Below are 13,085 nucleotides of genomic sequence, written 5' to 3'. Positions count from 1 at the left end.
CACCCCGGACACCGGGCTACTTCTGGTTCAGATCCCGCTTGGCGGCGACCTTGGAGGACAGGCCGTGAATCTGCACGAACCCCTTCGCCAGCGACTGGTCGAAGCTGTCGCCCTCGTCGTAGGTGGCGAGGTTGAAGTCGTAGAGCGACTGGTCGCTGCGGCGGCCGTTGACCACGACGTTGCCGGCGTGCAGCACCATCCGGATATCACCGGACACATGCTGCTGAGTCTCCAGGACGAAGGCGTCCAGGGCCCGCTTCAACGGCGAGAACCACAGGCCGTCGTAGGCCAGCTCACCCCAGCGCTGCTCGACCTGCCGCTTGTAGCGGCCGAGCTCCCGCTCCAGGGTCACGCTCTCGAGTGCGCGGTGCGCGGTGATCAGCGCGATGGCACCGGGGGCTTCGTAGATCTCCCGGCTCTTGATACCGACGAGCCGGTCCTCGACCATATCCAGGCGGCCGACACCCTGCCGACCGGCGCGGCTGTTCAGCTCGGTGATGGCCTCCAGCACGCTGACCTGACGACCGTCGATGGCGACCGGAACACCCCGGTCGAAGGTGACGATCAGTTCGTCCGGCGCCTCGAAGTTGACGGTCGGGTCGGTGGTGTAGTCGTAGACGTCCTTGGTGGGGGCGTTCCAGAGGTCCTCGAGGAAGCCGGTCTCGACGGCACGGCCCCAGACGTTCTGGTCGATGGAGAACGGGGACTTCTTGGTGACGTTGATCGGGAGCTTGTTCTCCTCGGCGAAGGCGATGGCCTTCTCCCGGGTCCAGGCGTAGTCGCGGACCGGGGCGATCACGTTCAGATCGGGGGCCAGCGCGCCGATACCGACCTCGAAGCGGACCTGGTCGTTGCCCTTACCGGTGCAGCCGTGCGCGACCGTATCGGCGCCGTGGAACTTGGCGGCCTCCACCAGATGTTTGACGATGAGCGGGCGGCTGATCGCCGAGACCAGCGGGTACTCGCTCTGGTAGAGCGCGTTGGCCTGGATGGTGGGCAGGCAGTATTCATCGGCGAACTCGTCGCGGGCGTCCACCACGACCGCTTCGACGGCGCCGCAGTCGAGGGCGCGCTGACGCACCACGTTCATATCCTCGCCACCCTGCCCCAGGTCGATGGCCACGGCCACGACCTCGGCGCCGGTCTCCTTGCCGATCCAGCTGATGGCCACGGAGGTGTCCAGCCCACCGGAGTAGGCGAGTACGACGCGATCGGACATGTTCTGGTGCTCCTCGGATGGTTCTCGATGGTGCGGGTGGTTTCGGCGGCCGGCGGGCCCGCCGGCCTCCCAGCAGTATGCTGGCCCGTTGCCGGATCGGCTCGCGCCGCCGCTACAAATGATTATGCACGACGGTGCAATCTCATTCATAATCGGGGTGGCAATGCCCGCTACCTGGCCGGATACCGAGTCGGGTGAAGGTTGCGATCGGCTACCGAACCTTCCTCACCCTTCCACCATATGAGACGCTGATCACACCGATCGGCGCTCGACCAGCAAGGAGGACGGGACCGTGCAGTTTTTGCAGCAGTGGGCGCAGGACAACTACGAGACGATCGGCTTCATCGTCGTCAACCTCGGCAACGCCGCCCTGACCATCGGTAAATGGGGCATCGAAATGACCACACCGCTCCTGCAGGATCTGGTGAACAACCACTGACCCGCGGCGACCGGATCCGGTAGCGGCGACAGTGTCCGGCCGACCGGCGATATTACGTGCGGTACGCCCGGGCGAATCGGTGGATTCGGGCCGGTCGCTTCCGTTCCCCACCGGATCCGCGGAGAGCTGTCAGCGGGGCGGTGCTGCCCGCCGCCGAACCAGGTCCGGCCCCCGCCCGGCGTTGTGCCGCAGACACCCGGCCCCGGCAGGTGGATACCGGCTCCGGCGACGCCCGGCAGCCGGAGCCCCGGGCCGGAAAGTGCGGTAGCGTCACGGCATTCCGACGAGTGTGGAAGGAGCAGCGGTGCTGGGGGTGGGCGCGACCTTCGCCGGATACCGAGTCGAAGGGGTGCTGGGCCAGGGCGGTATGGGGACGGTGTACCTCGCCCGCCATCCACGACTGCCGCGCAGTGTCGCACTGAAGCTGCTGAACCGGGAGGTGAGCACCGATACCGAACTCACCCGGCGGTTCGAGCTGGAAGCCGATGTCGTCGCCCGGCTGGAACACCCGGGCATCGTCGGAGTATTCGACCGTGGCACCGACGAGGGTCATCTGTGGATCGCCATGCAGTACATCCGCGGCACCGACGCGGCGGCCTGGGAGGCGCGCCACCACCCGCCCGCGACCGCGGTCCGGTTGCTCGGCGAGACGGCGGCGGCGCTCGACTACGCGCACAGCCGCGGTGTACTGCACCGCGATGTGAAACCGGCCAATATCCTCATCGCGGATGCCGAATCGCTCCGTGAATCGCATGCGGTACTGACCGATTTCGGTATCGCCCGGCTCACCGACGCCAATACGAAACTCACGGCCACCGGCGCGTTCACCGCCACCCTCGCCTACGGTTCCCCCGAACAGCTGTCCGGCGAGGTGGTCGATCACCGATCCGATCAGTACTCACTCGCCTGCACCCTGTTCACGGTTCTCTCCGGCCGGCCACCGTATGCCTCCACGAACCCCGGGCAGGTCGTGATGGGGCATATCTCGCAACCGCCGCCGCGGCTCACCGATACCCGCCGCGACCTTCCCGCGGCGATCGACCCGGTGGTGGCGCGGGCCATGGCGAAACAGCGCGACGAACGGTTCCGCAGCTGCGGCGATTTCACCACCGCGATCCGGGACGCGCTCGAGGGCAGGCATATCGCGGCACCTGTCCCGGCACCGGCGACACCCGCGCCGGTCGCGCAACCGCCCGCTCCGCCGCCGCGGGCGGATCACATGTCCTGGCCACAACCGGTTCACGCGCACCATCGAGTCGTGCCGGAGCCGCACCCGCCGGTCGGCGATCCACGCGCCGCGGCGGGAGCCCGGTCGTGGACCGCGCAGCCGCCCGCCCGGCCGTCACGTGGCACCGCCGTCACCGCGGGTGTCGCGACCCTGCTCGTCGCTGTCGGCCCGCTGTTCGTCTTCTGTGTCGGTGCGGTCGAAACGATCGGGACGATCCGGGATGCCGCGCCCGGCGGCCGCGCGGATCTCGTCTACTCGGTGCTCGCGCTCCTGTTCATCGGAGTGTTCACCCTGCTGTGGGTCAGCGCGGGCGCGCTGTTGCTGGCGGGCAGACGGTCGGGTCGCGCGCTGACGCTCGTCAGCGCCGTGATCGGCGTCCTGCTGGCGATCACGGGGTCCGGGGTGGCGGTCTACTCGCGTGAATTCGCCGCGCTGGCGCTCGTATTTCCGCTGCTGGTGCTGTCGGCGGTCGCGCTGGTCTGCGCCGCGTCCCGCACCACCGGACGCTGGCTGGCGTACCGCACTTCCGTGCGGGCCGGTGGGCCCAGGTACTGAATCACCTGATCCGGACCGCACCGGATCGGTGGCCGCCGCGCGCCCGGGTCAGGCCAGATCTTCGATCTTCGCCGCCAATTCGGCGCCGGTGAGGGGTTCCCGCGCGATCACCGCGATGGTGTCGTCACCGGCGATCGTGCCGACTATGTAGGGCAGCGACGCCCGATCCAGTGCGCTGGCCAGGAAATGCGCGGCACCCGGCGGTGTCCGCAGCACCGCGATGTTCCCACTGGAATCGGTGGAGACCAGCAGATCACCGAGCAGTTTCGCCAGCCGGCCGGTGCCCCCGGTGACCCCGCGCACCGGACTGCCGTCCTCGGGCACCACGTACACGCCCGCGCCGCCGTCGGCGGCGCGTAGTTTCACCGCACCCAATTCGTCCAGATCGCGGGACAGCGTCGCCTGGGTGGTCTCGATTCCCTCCGCGGCGAGCAGGGTGGCGAGTTCGGTCTGACTGCGCACCGGATGCGCGGCCAGCAGCGCGATGATCCGCGACTGCCGGCCGGCACGGGTGGCGGCGGTGATCGGGCCCGCCGGATGTATCCGGGTCTCGCTCATCGTCGCCGCGCATCCTCGCGTGCCAGCAGCCACACCAGTAGCGCCTTCTGCGCGTGCAGCCGGTTCTCCGCCTCGTCCCAGACCACGCTCTGCGCCCCGTCCAGTACCTCGTCGGTGATCTCCTCGCCGCGGTGCGCGGGCAGGCAGTGCAGCACGATCGCGTCGGCACCGGCCCGGGCCAGCAGTTCGGTGTTCACCTGGTACGGCCGGAACGGGCCGACCCGGTCCAGGCCGTCACTCTCCTGGCCCATGGAGGTCCAGGTATCGGTGACCAGCACATCGGCGCCGTCGGCCGCGACCACCGGATCCTCGGTGACGACGATGCTGCCGCCGGTTTCGGCGGCCCGGGCCTCGGCGGCCTCGAGCACGGCCGGCGCCGGGAGGAAACCCGCGGGCGCGGCGATCCGGACGTGCAGTCCGGCGGTGACGCCACCGAGCAGCAGCGAATGGGACATATTGTTGGCGCCGTCACCGAAGTAGGCCAGCCGCAGTCCGCGCAACCCGCCCTTGTGCTCGGTGATGGTGAGCAGATCGGCCAACACCTGGCACGGGTGGAATTCGTCGGACAACGCGTTCACCACCGGCACCGTGGCGGTGGCGGCCATCTCCTCCAGCCGCTCCTGGCCGAAGGTCCGCCAGACGACGGCCTCGACGTAGCGCGACAGCACCCGGCCGGTATCGGCGAGGGTCTCGTCGCGGCCCAGCTGGGTCGTCTGCCCGTCCACCACCACGGCGTGCCCGCCGAGCTGGGCGATACCCACTTCGAACGAGAACCGGGTACGGGTTGAGTTCTTGTCGAAGATGACGCCGACGCCCCGGGGCCCTTCCAGGGGCCGGTGCGCGAACGGGCTCTTCTTGAGTTCGGCCGCCAGGGCCAGCACCTCGGCCTGTTCGGCGGGGGTCAGATCGTCGTCGCGCAGGAAATGGCGGACAGCGGCGGCCGAGGGTAGAGAGGCGGTCATCCGCGGGATCCTTTCGTTTCGGCCAGGACGTCGTCGAGGATCCCCGGCAGATCCAGAACCAGATTGTCGGCCTGCGTTTCTGTGAGCACCAGCGGCGGCGCCAACCGGATCACATCGGGTTTGGCGGGGTTCACCAGGTAGCCCGCGGCCCGTGCCCGGGCCTCGACCTGCGGGGCCACCGAATCGGTGAGACCGATCCCGATCAGCAGTCCGGCTCCGCGCACATCCGCGATCAGCGGATGCTCCAGCACCGCGATCCCGTCGCTGAGCCGTTTACCCACCGATTCGACGTGCTCGAGCAGGCCCTCCTCCTCGAGGGTGCTCAGGACGGCCAGCGCCGCGGCCGCGCAGACCGGATTACCACCGAATGTGGTGCCGTGCAGGCCGGGTGTGAACAGGTCCGCCGCCGGTCCGGTCGCCAGCACCGCGCCGATCGGCAGACCGGCACCCAGCCCCTTGGCGAGGGTGATGACATCGGGGGTGATCCCGAAGGATTGGTGGGCGAACATCTTGCCGGTGCGGCCGATACCGGTCTGCACCTCGTCCAGGATCAGCAGGGCACCCGCGCGAGCGGTGATCTCGCGCGCCCGGACCAGGTAGTCCATCGGCGGCACCACGACACCGCTCTCGCCGAGCATCGGCTCCAGGAAGACCGCGGCGGTATCTGCATCGACCGCGCGTTCGAGGATCTTGGTATCGCCGTAGGGGATGTGCACCACCCCGGGCGGCATCGGTTCGAACGGCGCGCGCTTGGACGGCTGGCCGGTGAGCGCGAGCGCGCCCATGGTGCGGCCGTGGAACGCCTCGTCACAGGCGATGATCTTGCGCCGGCCGGTGAGCCGGGCCATTTTGAACGCGGCCTCGTTGGCCTCGGTACCGGAGTTGCAGAAGAACGCCCGCCCGTCACCGTCACCGAAATGCCCGAGCAGCCGTTCGGCCAGCTCGATCGCCGGTTCGCTACCGTACAGATTCGAGACGTGACCGAGCGTACCGAGCTGGTCCATGACCGCGCTCAGGATCGCCTGATGCGCGTGGCCGAGACTGTTGACCGCGATACCGCCCACGAAATCGATATAGCGGTTGCCGTCCGCGTCGTACACCACCGCGCCGGTCCCCCTGGTCAGCACGACCTCCGGGGTGGCGTAGTTGCGCATCATCACGTTCGACCAACGTTGCCGCAGTTCCGCAGTGTTCATGCTCTGACTCCGTTTTCCTCGTCCGCCGGCAGTGTGACCATGGTCCCGATACCCTCCCCGGTGAAAAGTTCGAGCAGTACCGAATGGGGTACGCGACCGTCGATGACGTGCGCACCCGATACTCCGCCCCGGACGGCACGCAGACATGCCTCCATTTTGGGCACCATCCCCGAATCCAGCGAAGGCAGCAGCTCGGCCAGCGCGTCGGTATCGATCACGCTGGTCAGCGACGAGCGATCGGGCCAATCCGTGTACAGGCCCTCGACGTCGGTGAGTACCACCAGTTTCTCGGCGCCGATACCTTCGGCGAGCGCGGCGGCCGCGGTATCGGCGTTGATGTTGTGCACCACACCGTCGGCGTCGGGGGCGATGGTGGAGACCACCGGGATCCGGCCCGCGCGGATGAGATCGAGCACCGAATCGGGGTGGACGTCGGTGACATCGCCGACCAGTCCGATATCGGTGGCCGCCCCGTCGACGAAGACGGTGCGGCGGGTCGCGGTGAACAGCCGGGCGTCCTCACCGGAGATCCCGACGGCGTACGGGCCGTGCGCGTTGATCAACCCGACCAGTTCCCGGCCGACCTGACCGAAAAGCACCATCCGCACCACATCCATGACTTCCGGTGTGGTGACCCGGAATCCGCCGCGGAACTCGCCGGACATACCGAGGCGCGCCAGCATGGCCGAGATCTGCGGGCCACCCCCGTGCACCACCACCGGGTGCACGCCGACCGTGCGCAGGAAGGCCATATCGGCCGCGAACGCCCTTTTGAGCCCGTCGTCGATCATGGCGTTGCCGCCGTATTTGACGACCACCACCTTGTCCCGGAATTTCTGCAACCAGGGCAGGGCACCCGCGAGAATATGTGCTTTGTCCAGTGCGGACAGTTCGTGCAGCGCTTCGGTCATGAGCTGTAGGCCGAGTTCTCTTCGACGTAGCCGTGGGACAGATCGGTGGTGCGGACCGTGGCGGTGCCGTCGCCGAGCCGCAGGTCGACGACCACCTGGATATCGACCCCGGACAGGTCGACCTCACGTGCGCCCGGCGCGCCCGTACCGTCGACGCAGACCGGAAAGCCGTTGAACGATACCGAGATCAGGTCCGGGTCCAGGTCGATGGGCGCGGTACCGACCGCGGCCAGCACCCGGCCCCAGTTCGGGTCGGAACCGAACATGGCGGTTTTCACCAGGCTGTCCCGGGCGACGATCCGGGCCGCGGTGAGGGCGTCCGCCTCGCTGCGCGCCCCTTCGACGGTCACCAGGACACGCTTGGTGACCCCTTCGGCATCGGCCATCAGCTGACCGGCCAGATCGTCGCAGACCGCGAGTACGGCCGCATCCAGTTCCTCCTGGCTCGGCGCGACCTCACTGGCGCCGTTGGCCAGCAGTAGGACCGTATCGTTGGTCGACATCGAGCCGTCCACATCCAGCCGGTCGAAGGTGAGTTTCGTGGCCCGCCGCAGCGCGGTGTCGAGCTGTTCGGCGCTCGCGACGGCATCGGTGGTCAGCACGACCAGCATGGTCGCCAGCGAGGGCGCCATCATGCCCGCCCCCTTCGCCATACCGCCGACATTCCATTTGTCCGGATGGTGCAGCGATGCCTCTTTCGGCACCGTATCGGTGGTCATGATGGCGTGCGCGGCATCGGTGCCCCCGGACATCCCGCCGCCCATCTCGTGCACGATCTCGGTGACGGCGGGCAGCAGTTTGTCCATCGGCAGCCGGTCACCGATCAGCCCGGTGGAACAGACCGCGATCTCCCCGGCGCCGGTTTCGGTTCCCCAGTTGCTCAGCGCCGTGGCCAATTCCTCGGCGGTGCGATGGGTGTCCTGGAAACCCAGCGGACCGGTGCAGGCGTTGGCGCCCCCGGAATTCAGGATCACCGCCCGCAGCCGCCCGGATTTCAGCACCTGCTGTGACCACAGCACCGGCGCGGCCTTCACCTTGTTGCTCGTGAAAACACCCGTCGCGGCGTAGTCGGGGCCCTCGTTGAAGACGAGCGCGAGATCGGGGCCGCCCTTGGCCTTGATCCCCGCGGCGATTCCGGCGGCCCGGAAGCCGAGCGGCGCAGTGACGCCCTGGTTGTGCACGAGGTTTCCGTTCTTGTCGGTGGTCACGGTGCCACTCCTACGGTGGACAGCCCGGCGGTCTCGTCGAGGCCGAGCGCGAGGTTCATGGACTGCACGGCGCCCCCGGCGGTGCCCTTGGTCAGATTGTCGACGGCGCCGATCACCACCAGCAGCCCGGCGTCGGTATCGACGGCGACCTGCAGCGTGACGGAGTTGGCACCCAGCACGGCGCCGGTCTGGGGCAGCACGCCCTCGGGCAGCAGATGTACGAAGGGCTCGTCCGCGTAGGCCTTCTCGTAGACGGCGCGCGCCTCGGCCGCGTCCACCCGCACCGGTGCGGTGCAGGTGGCGAGAATCCCGCGCGGCATCGGGGCGAGCACCGGGGTGAACGAGACCCGGACCGGCGCACCCGCGACCGCCGACAGGTTCTGCGCGATCTCGGGTGTGTGCCGGTGCGCACCGGCCACTCCGTAGGCCCGCGCGGAACCCATGACCTCGGAACCGAGCAGACTCACATCGAGTTTGCGGCCCGCGCCGGAGGTACCGCTGACCGCAACGATATTGACCGCCGGTTCGACGATGCCCGCCGCGATCGCGGGGGCCAGGGCCAGACTGCTGACCGTCGGATAGCAGCCCGGAACCGCGATCCGGGTGGCGCCCCGCAGTGCGTCCCGCGCACCGGGCAGCTCCGGCAGCCCGTAGGGCCAGCTGCCCGCGTGCGGGCCGCCGTAGTACCGGTCCCAGGCGGCCGGATCGGTGAGCCGGAAATCCGCACCGCAGTCGATGATCAGTGTGGTCGCCGGCAGTTCGGCCGCCAGCGCCGCCGACTGTCCGTGCGGTAGGCCGAGAAAGATGATGTCGTGCCCGGCCAGCTCCTCGGCCGTGGTGGGGGCCAGGATCCGGTCCGCCAGCGGCAGCAGCTGCGGTTGCAGCGCGCCCAGGGCCGTACCCGCGTTGTTACCGGCGGTCAGCGCCCCGATCTCGAGGCGCCCGGCTCGGTACTCCGGATGGCCCAGCAACAGACGCAGCACTTCCCCGCCCGCGTAACCACTGGCACCGGCGACGGCCACGCGCAGGGGTCCGTTCCGGTCGGGCATATCCGTGAGATCAGCCATGTGATGATTATGCACGACCATGCAAGCTCATTCACAGACCGGTCGGCGTCACTTCCACGAGGGCCTCCCCTCGACACCACACCGGATAACCGCGCCCGACAAATCCCGCCCGGGACCACCCGATACCGGCGGTTGGGGCGAACAGGTCGGCATCGAGCTGTTCGAAGAAGCCGCCGGCCGACGGTGGGCCGATGCGCCACTCATGGTCGGCCATGAAGATTCCCTCCAGAATCGCCCGGACAGCCGTACGCACCAGATCGTCGACCCAGGACGGCGGGTGCCGGAGTTCGGCGACCGCCACCACGTACGCGGAGCCGCCACCCAGATCGGCTAGCATTAGAACATGTGTTCGAATCGCAGTCTCCGAGACCGGATCGGCGCCCTGGAACAGGCGGTCGACACACTGCTCTCCGGCGATCTCACCGCCGCATCCGATACCGAGCTCACCGAGTCGATGGCGCGACTGGAATCGCGAACACGCAACCTCGTGGGCCTCACCGCCCGATTCGCACAGGAACGCAACCGCCGGAACGGACCGGCCGGCCCGCAGGGCGCCGCGGAACCCGGTACGACCGCGACGAAGCCCGCCGACCCGGCCGGGACCTCCGCGGCAACGGCGAAGCGTGGCGCGTATTCGCCCTGCCCGAGCCGATCGGGCATTGTTTCCGGTGACCCCAGCACAGTGGCCCGAGGAGCAACCGTGACCGCACCCGTGCGCGTGGAGCGCACCGGCGACGTCGTCGTCTGGACCATCGACAATCCCGACCAGCGCAATCCGATCTCCGACGAGGCGACGATCGACGCACTGGAGAACGCGATCCGCGACGCCGACCGCGACCATTCGGTCCGCGTCGCCATCCTCACCGGGGCGGGTACGGCGTTCAGCGCCGGCGGCAATATCAAACATATGCGGGACACGGCCGGGATGTTCGGTGGCGACCCGGCCGCGCTGCGCCAGGGCTACCGGCACGGTATCCAGCGCATCCCCAAGGCGCTCTACCACTGCGAGATCCCCACCATCGCCGCGGTGAACGGACCGGCGATCGGCGCCGGCTGCGATCTGGCACTCATGTGCGATATGCGGATCGCCGCGACCACGGCCACCTTCGCCGAGAGCTTCGTCCGCCTGGGGCTGATTCCCGGCGACGGCGGCGCCTGGTTGCTACCGCGCGCGGTCGGTATGGCTCGCGCCAACCAGATGGCGTTCACCGGAGCCGCGGTGGACGCCGCCACCGCGCTCGACTGGGGCATGGTCAACGAAGTGGTCGAACCCGATCGGCTGCTGGAGAGCGCCCATCGACTCGCCACGGAGATCGCGGTCAATCCACCGCATGCGCTGCGGATGACCAAACGCCTGTTGCGCGAGGGTCAGCAGCAGAGCCTGGAAACTCTCCTGGAACTCTCCGCCGCGATGCAGGCGATCACCCATCACACGAGTGATCACGATGAGGCGGTCGCGGCGATGCTGGAGCGGCGCGCACCCCGTTTCACCGGAAACTGATCCGAACGCCGCCGCCCCGGCGGCACCTCAGATGTACTCGGAGATCAGCGTGGCCACCGTGCCCGGGACGAGCGCTTCGAAGATATGGGCGATATCGGCCGGGTAGGCGAGGTAATCGCCGGGCTCCAGTTCCACCGGGTCGTCGGCGGCTCCGACCAGCGCGCGGCCCGCGCCGAGCAGTACGTGCTCGACCGTGCCGGGCGGATGCGGCTGGGAGGAACGCCGGCGCCCGGGCTCGGCGGCGACGCGGTAGATATCGCGGCGGACACCGGTCGGGCTCACCGCCAGCAGCGTGGCCCGGTAGTCGGCTTCGGCGGCGTACACCGCCGGACCCTCCGCGGCCCGGATCACCCGCGTCGGCGTCCGCGGTGGGTCCAGCAGTTGGGAGAAGGGCACCTCCAGCGCGAGACACAGCGCCCACAGAGTTTCCAGGCTGGGGTTTCCGGTTCCCGATTCGAGCTGCGAGAGGGTCGATTTCGCGATACCGGCGCGCCGGGCGACCTCGGTCAGGGAGAGCTCCGCCCGTGCACGCTCGCGCCGCAGCGCGGTGGCGATCACCTGCTGCGGAGTCCGTTCCACAGCTGCCCCGGCGCGCACCGTCCGAGCGTTGTTCGATTCATCGTCATTCTGTTCGGTTTGACGAACGGTCGTGTCCATGTTCACTATGGTAGCCATGTGTTCGTTCTGGCGAACGGTCGATCGGCCGACCCGATCACTGATCCGCGTCCTCTGCGTCGCGGTAGCCGTCGCCGGCCTGTCCTACGGCGCCACGGCCACCGCGGCCGGACTACCCGTGTGGTTTCCGGTCGTACTGGGTGTGCTCGTCCTGGCCGCCGGCTCGGAATTCCTGTTCCTCGGAATCGTCGCCGCCGGTGGCAGCCCGCTCACCGCGCTGCTCGCGGGCCTGCTGATCAACGCCCGCCATATCGGTTACGGGCTCGGGGTCCCCGAGGTCCTCGGCACCGGATGGCGGCGGGTCCGCCGTGCCCACCTGCTCAATGACGAAACCGTCGCCGTGGCACTGGCGCAACGCTCGGCCGGGCACCGCCGGGCCGCCTACCTGGCCTGCGGATTCGGCATCCTCGCGGCCTGGCCCGCCGGAACCCTGCTGGGCAGCCTGCTCGGCACCGCGGTCCCCGATCCCGGTGCGTTCGGAGTGGACGCCGTATTCCCGGCGGTACTGCTCACCCTCATCGCGCCCGCGCTGAATACGCCGCGACTCCGGCGCGGCGCCCTCGCCGGGGCAGGACTCGCACTGCTGACCACCCCCGTACTTCCGCCCGGCCTGCCGATCCTGCTGGCCGGCCTCGGCGCGATTTTCACGATTCCGCGACGGGAGCGTCGGTGAACGATCTCGGATACCTGGTCGCCGCCGCCCTGGTCCTGGCGGTCGGCACCTTCGCCTTCCGGCTCGCCGGACCCGCGCTGGGATCGCGGATCACCGTATCCGACCGAGCCGCGGAGCTGCTGGAGAACGCTTCTGTCGTCGTGCTGGCGGCCCTGGTGGTCACCACCGGCCTGACCGAGGAAGGCGGCTCGGCCGGAATCGCCCGCCCGGCCGGAGTCCTGCTGGCCGGTGTGCTCCACCGGTACCGGGCGCCCCTACCGCTGGTACTCGGGGCCGCGGCCACCGCGACCGGCGTCCTGCGCCTGTCGGGTGTGCCCTGACCACCCCGCGCGCGAACACACCACCGGCCTACTGTTTCTCGACCACCCGCTCCCCCTCACCCGGTTTCCAGATGGTGACCTTCAGCAGATCGTCGTCGACCTCCACCGACGAGGCCGAGGTCAGGTCGGCGACGAAGAAATGGTCGAACGGCTGGTTCCGCAGATCCAGGCCGCTGTCCTCGTAGAGGTACTCGGCGAACCGCGCGTGCAATGCGGTATCCGGATCGTCGACCACCACGCCGAAGAGTTTCGCGTCGCCCTCGGCCACCATCGTGTCCTCGGTCGCGGTGTGCAGGCAGAAGCGGGGATCACGGACCAGATCCCGGAATTTGGTGGTGCCCGGCATTCCGACGATCACCAGTTTCTCTTCGAAGATCAGCGGTTCCACCGGGCTGATCCGGGGAAACCCGTCCGAACGCAGGGTGGCGAGCATGCACAGATTGCTGGTCGCGGTGTGGCGACGACGGAATATCTCGCTGATCCGCGGCGCCTCGGCGGTGAACTCACTCCATGTCGTCATACAGGCGACGGTACGACCTCCCACCGCATGCGCAGGTCAGGACGAGCCGGATC

15 protein-coding genes are annotated in these 13,085 nt (G+C 68.8%); 5 read left to right on the top strand and 10 right to left on the bottom strand.

Annotation, left to right across the window (positions count from 1 at the left end):
- Positions 1-16 precede the first annotated feature (16 nt).
- Positions 17-1,219, bottom strand: a complete 1,203-nt coding sequence (locus ACWEWT_RS14710; protein ID WP_452559135.1) for an argininosuccinate synthase — start codon at positions 1,217-1,219, stop codon at positions 17-19.
- 292 nt (positions 1,220-1,511) lie between these two features.
- On the opposite strand from ACWEWT_RS14710, the gene ACWEWT_RS14705 reads away from it, so the two are divergent.
- Positions 1,512-1,658 (top strand): hypothetical protein, encoded by a 147-nt coding sequence (locus ACWEWT_RS14705; RefSeq protein ID WP_452559134.1) that lies wholly within the window; start codon positions 1,512-1,514, stop codon positions 1,656-1,658.
- Positions 1,659-1,962: 304 nt separating this feature from the next.
- Complete coding sequence (locus tag ACWEWT_RS14700; RefSeq protein WP_452559133.1) at positions 1,963-3,441, top strand: protein kinase domain-containing protein; 1,479 nt, start codon at positions 1,963-1,965, stop codon at positions 3,439-3,441.
- A 48-nt stretch (positions 3,442-3,489) separates the two neighbouring features.
- On the opposite strand, the gene ACWEWT_RS14695 is transcribed toward ACWEWT_RS14700, so the two are convergent.
- From ACWEWT_RS14695 to ACWEWT_RS14665, 7 genes are read right to left on the bottom strand one after another with little or no spacing between them, the layout of a single operon-like run.
- Positions 3,490-3,999, bottom strand: a complete 510-nt coding sequence (locus ACWEWT_RS14695) for an arginine repressor (protein WP_452559132.1) — start codon at positions 3,997-3,999, stop codon at positions 3,490-3,492.
- Positions 3,996-4,961 carry an ornithine carbamoyltransferase gene (argF, locus tag ACWEWT_RS14690; RefSeq protein ID WP_452559131.1) on the bottom strand — a complete coding sequence of 322 codons (966 nt, stop codon included), beginning with the start codon at positions 4,959-4,961 and terminating at the stop codon, positions 3,996-3,998. Before argF ends, ACWEWT_RS14695 begins: the two co-directional genes overlap by 4 nt.
- Positions 4,958-6,157 (bottom strand): acetylornithine transaminase, encoded by a 1,200-nt coding sequence (locus tag ACWEWT_RS14685; RefSeq protein WP_452559129.1) that lies wholly within the window; start codon positions 6,155-6,157, stop codon positions 4,958-4,960. Before ACWEWT_RS14685 ends, argF begins: the two co-directional genes overlap by 4 nt.
- Entirely contained in the window at positions 6,154-7,068 is a 915-nt protein-coding gene (argB, locus tag ACWEWT_RS14680; protein WP_452559128.1) for an acetylglutamate kinase, read from the bottom strand. Before argB ends, ACWEWT_RS14685 begins: the two co-directional genes overlap by 4 nt.
- Entirely contained in the window at positions 7,065-8,276 is a 1,212-nt protein-coding gene (gene argJ / locus ACWEWT_RS14675) for a bifunctional glutamate N-acetyltransferase/amino-acid acetyltransferase ArgJ (protein WP_452559126.1), read from the bottom strand. Before argJ ends, argB begins: the two co-directional genes overlap by 4 nt.
- Positions 8,273-9,343: an N-acetyl-gamma-glutamyl-phosphate reductase gene (gene argC / locus ACWEWT_RS14670; protein WP_452559125.1), complete on the bottom strand. Its 1,071-nt coding sequence runs from the start codon at positions 9,341-9,343 to the stop codon at positions 8,273-8,275. The genes argJ and argC overlap by 4 nt, the downstream gene beginning before the upstream one ends.
- A 31-nt stretch (positions 9,344-9,374) precedes the next feature.
- Positions 9,375-9,680: a hypothetical protein gene (locus ACWEWT_RS14665; RefSeq protein WP_452559124.1), complete on the bottom strand. Its 306-nt coding sequence runs from the start codon at positions 9,678-9,680 to the stop codon at positions 9,375-9,377.
- A gap of 363 nt (positions 9,681-10,043) precedes the next feature.
- On the opposite strand from ACWEWT_RS14665, the gene ACWEWT_RS14660 reads away from it, so the two are divergent.
- Positions 10,044-10,844, top strand: a complete 801-nt coding sequence (locus ACWEWT_RS14660; RefSeq protein WP_452559185.1) for a crotonase/enoyl-CoA hydratase family protein — start codon at positions 10,044-10,046, stop codon at positions 10,842-10,844.
- Positions 10,845-10,871: 27 nt separating this feature from the next.
- Here ACWEWT_RS14660 and ACWEWT_RS14655 read toward each other — a convergent pair whose 3' ends face one another.
- Positions 10,872-11,501, bottom strand: a complete 630-nt coding sequence (locus ACWEWT_RS14655; RefSeq protein WP_452559122.1) for a helix-turn-helix domain-containing protein — start codon at positions 11,499-11,501, stop codon at positions 10,872-10,874.
- Between ACWEWT_RS14655 and ACWEWT_RS14650 the strand changes: the two genes are divergently transcribed.
- Both ACWEWT_RS14650 and ACWEWT_RS14645 read left to right on the top strand, forming a co-directional pair.
- The gene (locus ACWEWT_RS14650) at positions 11,500-12,192 is read left to right on the top strand and encodes an AzlC family ABC transporter permease (RefSeq protein WP_452559121.1); all 693 of its coding nucleotides are present in this window, start codon (positions 11,500-11,502) and stop codon (positions 12,190-12,192) included. The genes ACWEWT_RS14655 and ACWEWT_RS14650 overlap by 2 nt on opposite strands.
- A complete protein-coding gene (locus ACWEWT_RS14645; protein WP_452559119.1) occupies positions 12,189-12,512 on the top strand; it encodes an AzlD domain-containing protein in 324 nt (107 codons plus the stop codon). The genes ACWEWT_RS14650 and ACWEWT_RS14645 overlap by 4 nt, the downstream gene beginning before the upstream one ends.
- Positions 12,513-12,540: 28 nt before the next feature.
- Here ACWEWT_RS14645 and ACWEWT_RS14640 read toward each other — a convergent pair whose 3' ends face one another.
- On the bottom strand, positions 12,541-13,032 hold the full coding sequence (locus ACWEWT_RS14640) for a pyridoxamine 5'-phosphate oxidase family protein (RefSeq protein ID WP_452559118.1): 492 nt from the start codon (positions 13,030-13,032) through the stop codon (positions 12,541-12,543).
- Between the last annotated feature and the right edge of the window lie 53 nt (positions 13,033-13,085).

The sequence above is a fragment of the Nocardia sp. NPDC003963 genome, assembly GCF_053605105.1.
The sequence above is the reverse complement of the archived record's forward strand: the minus strand, read 5'-3'. Positions and strand labels throughout refer to the sequence as shown.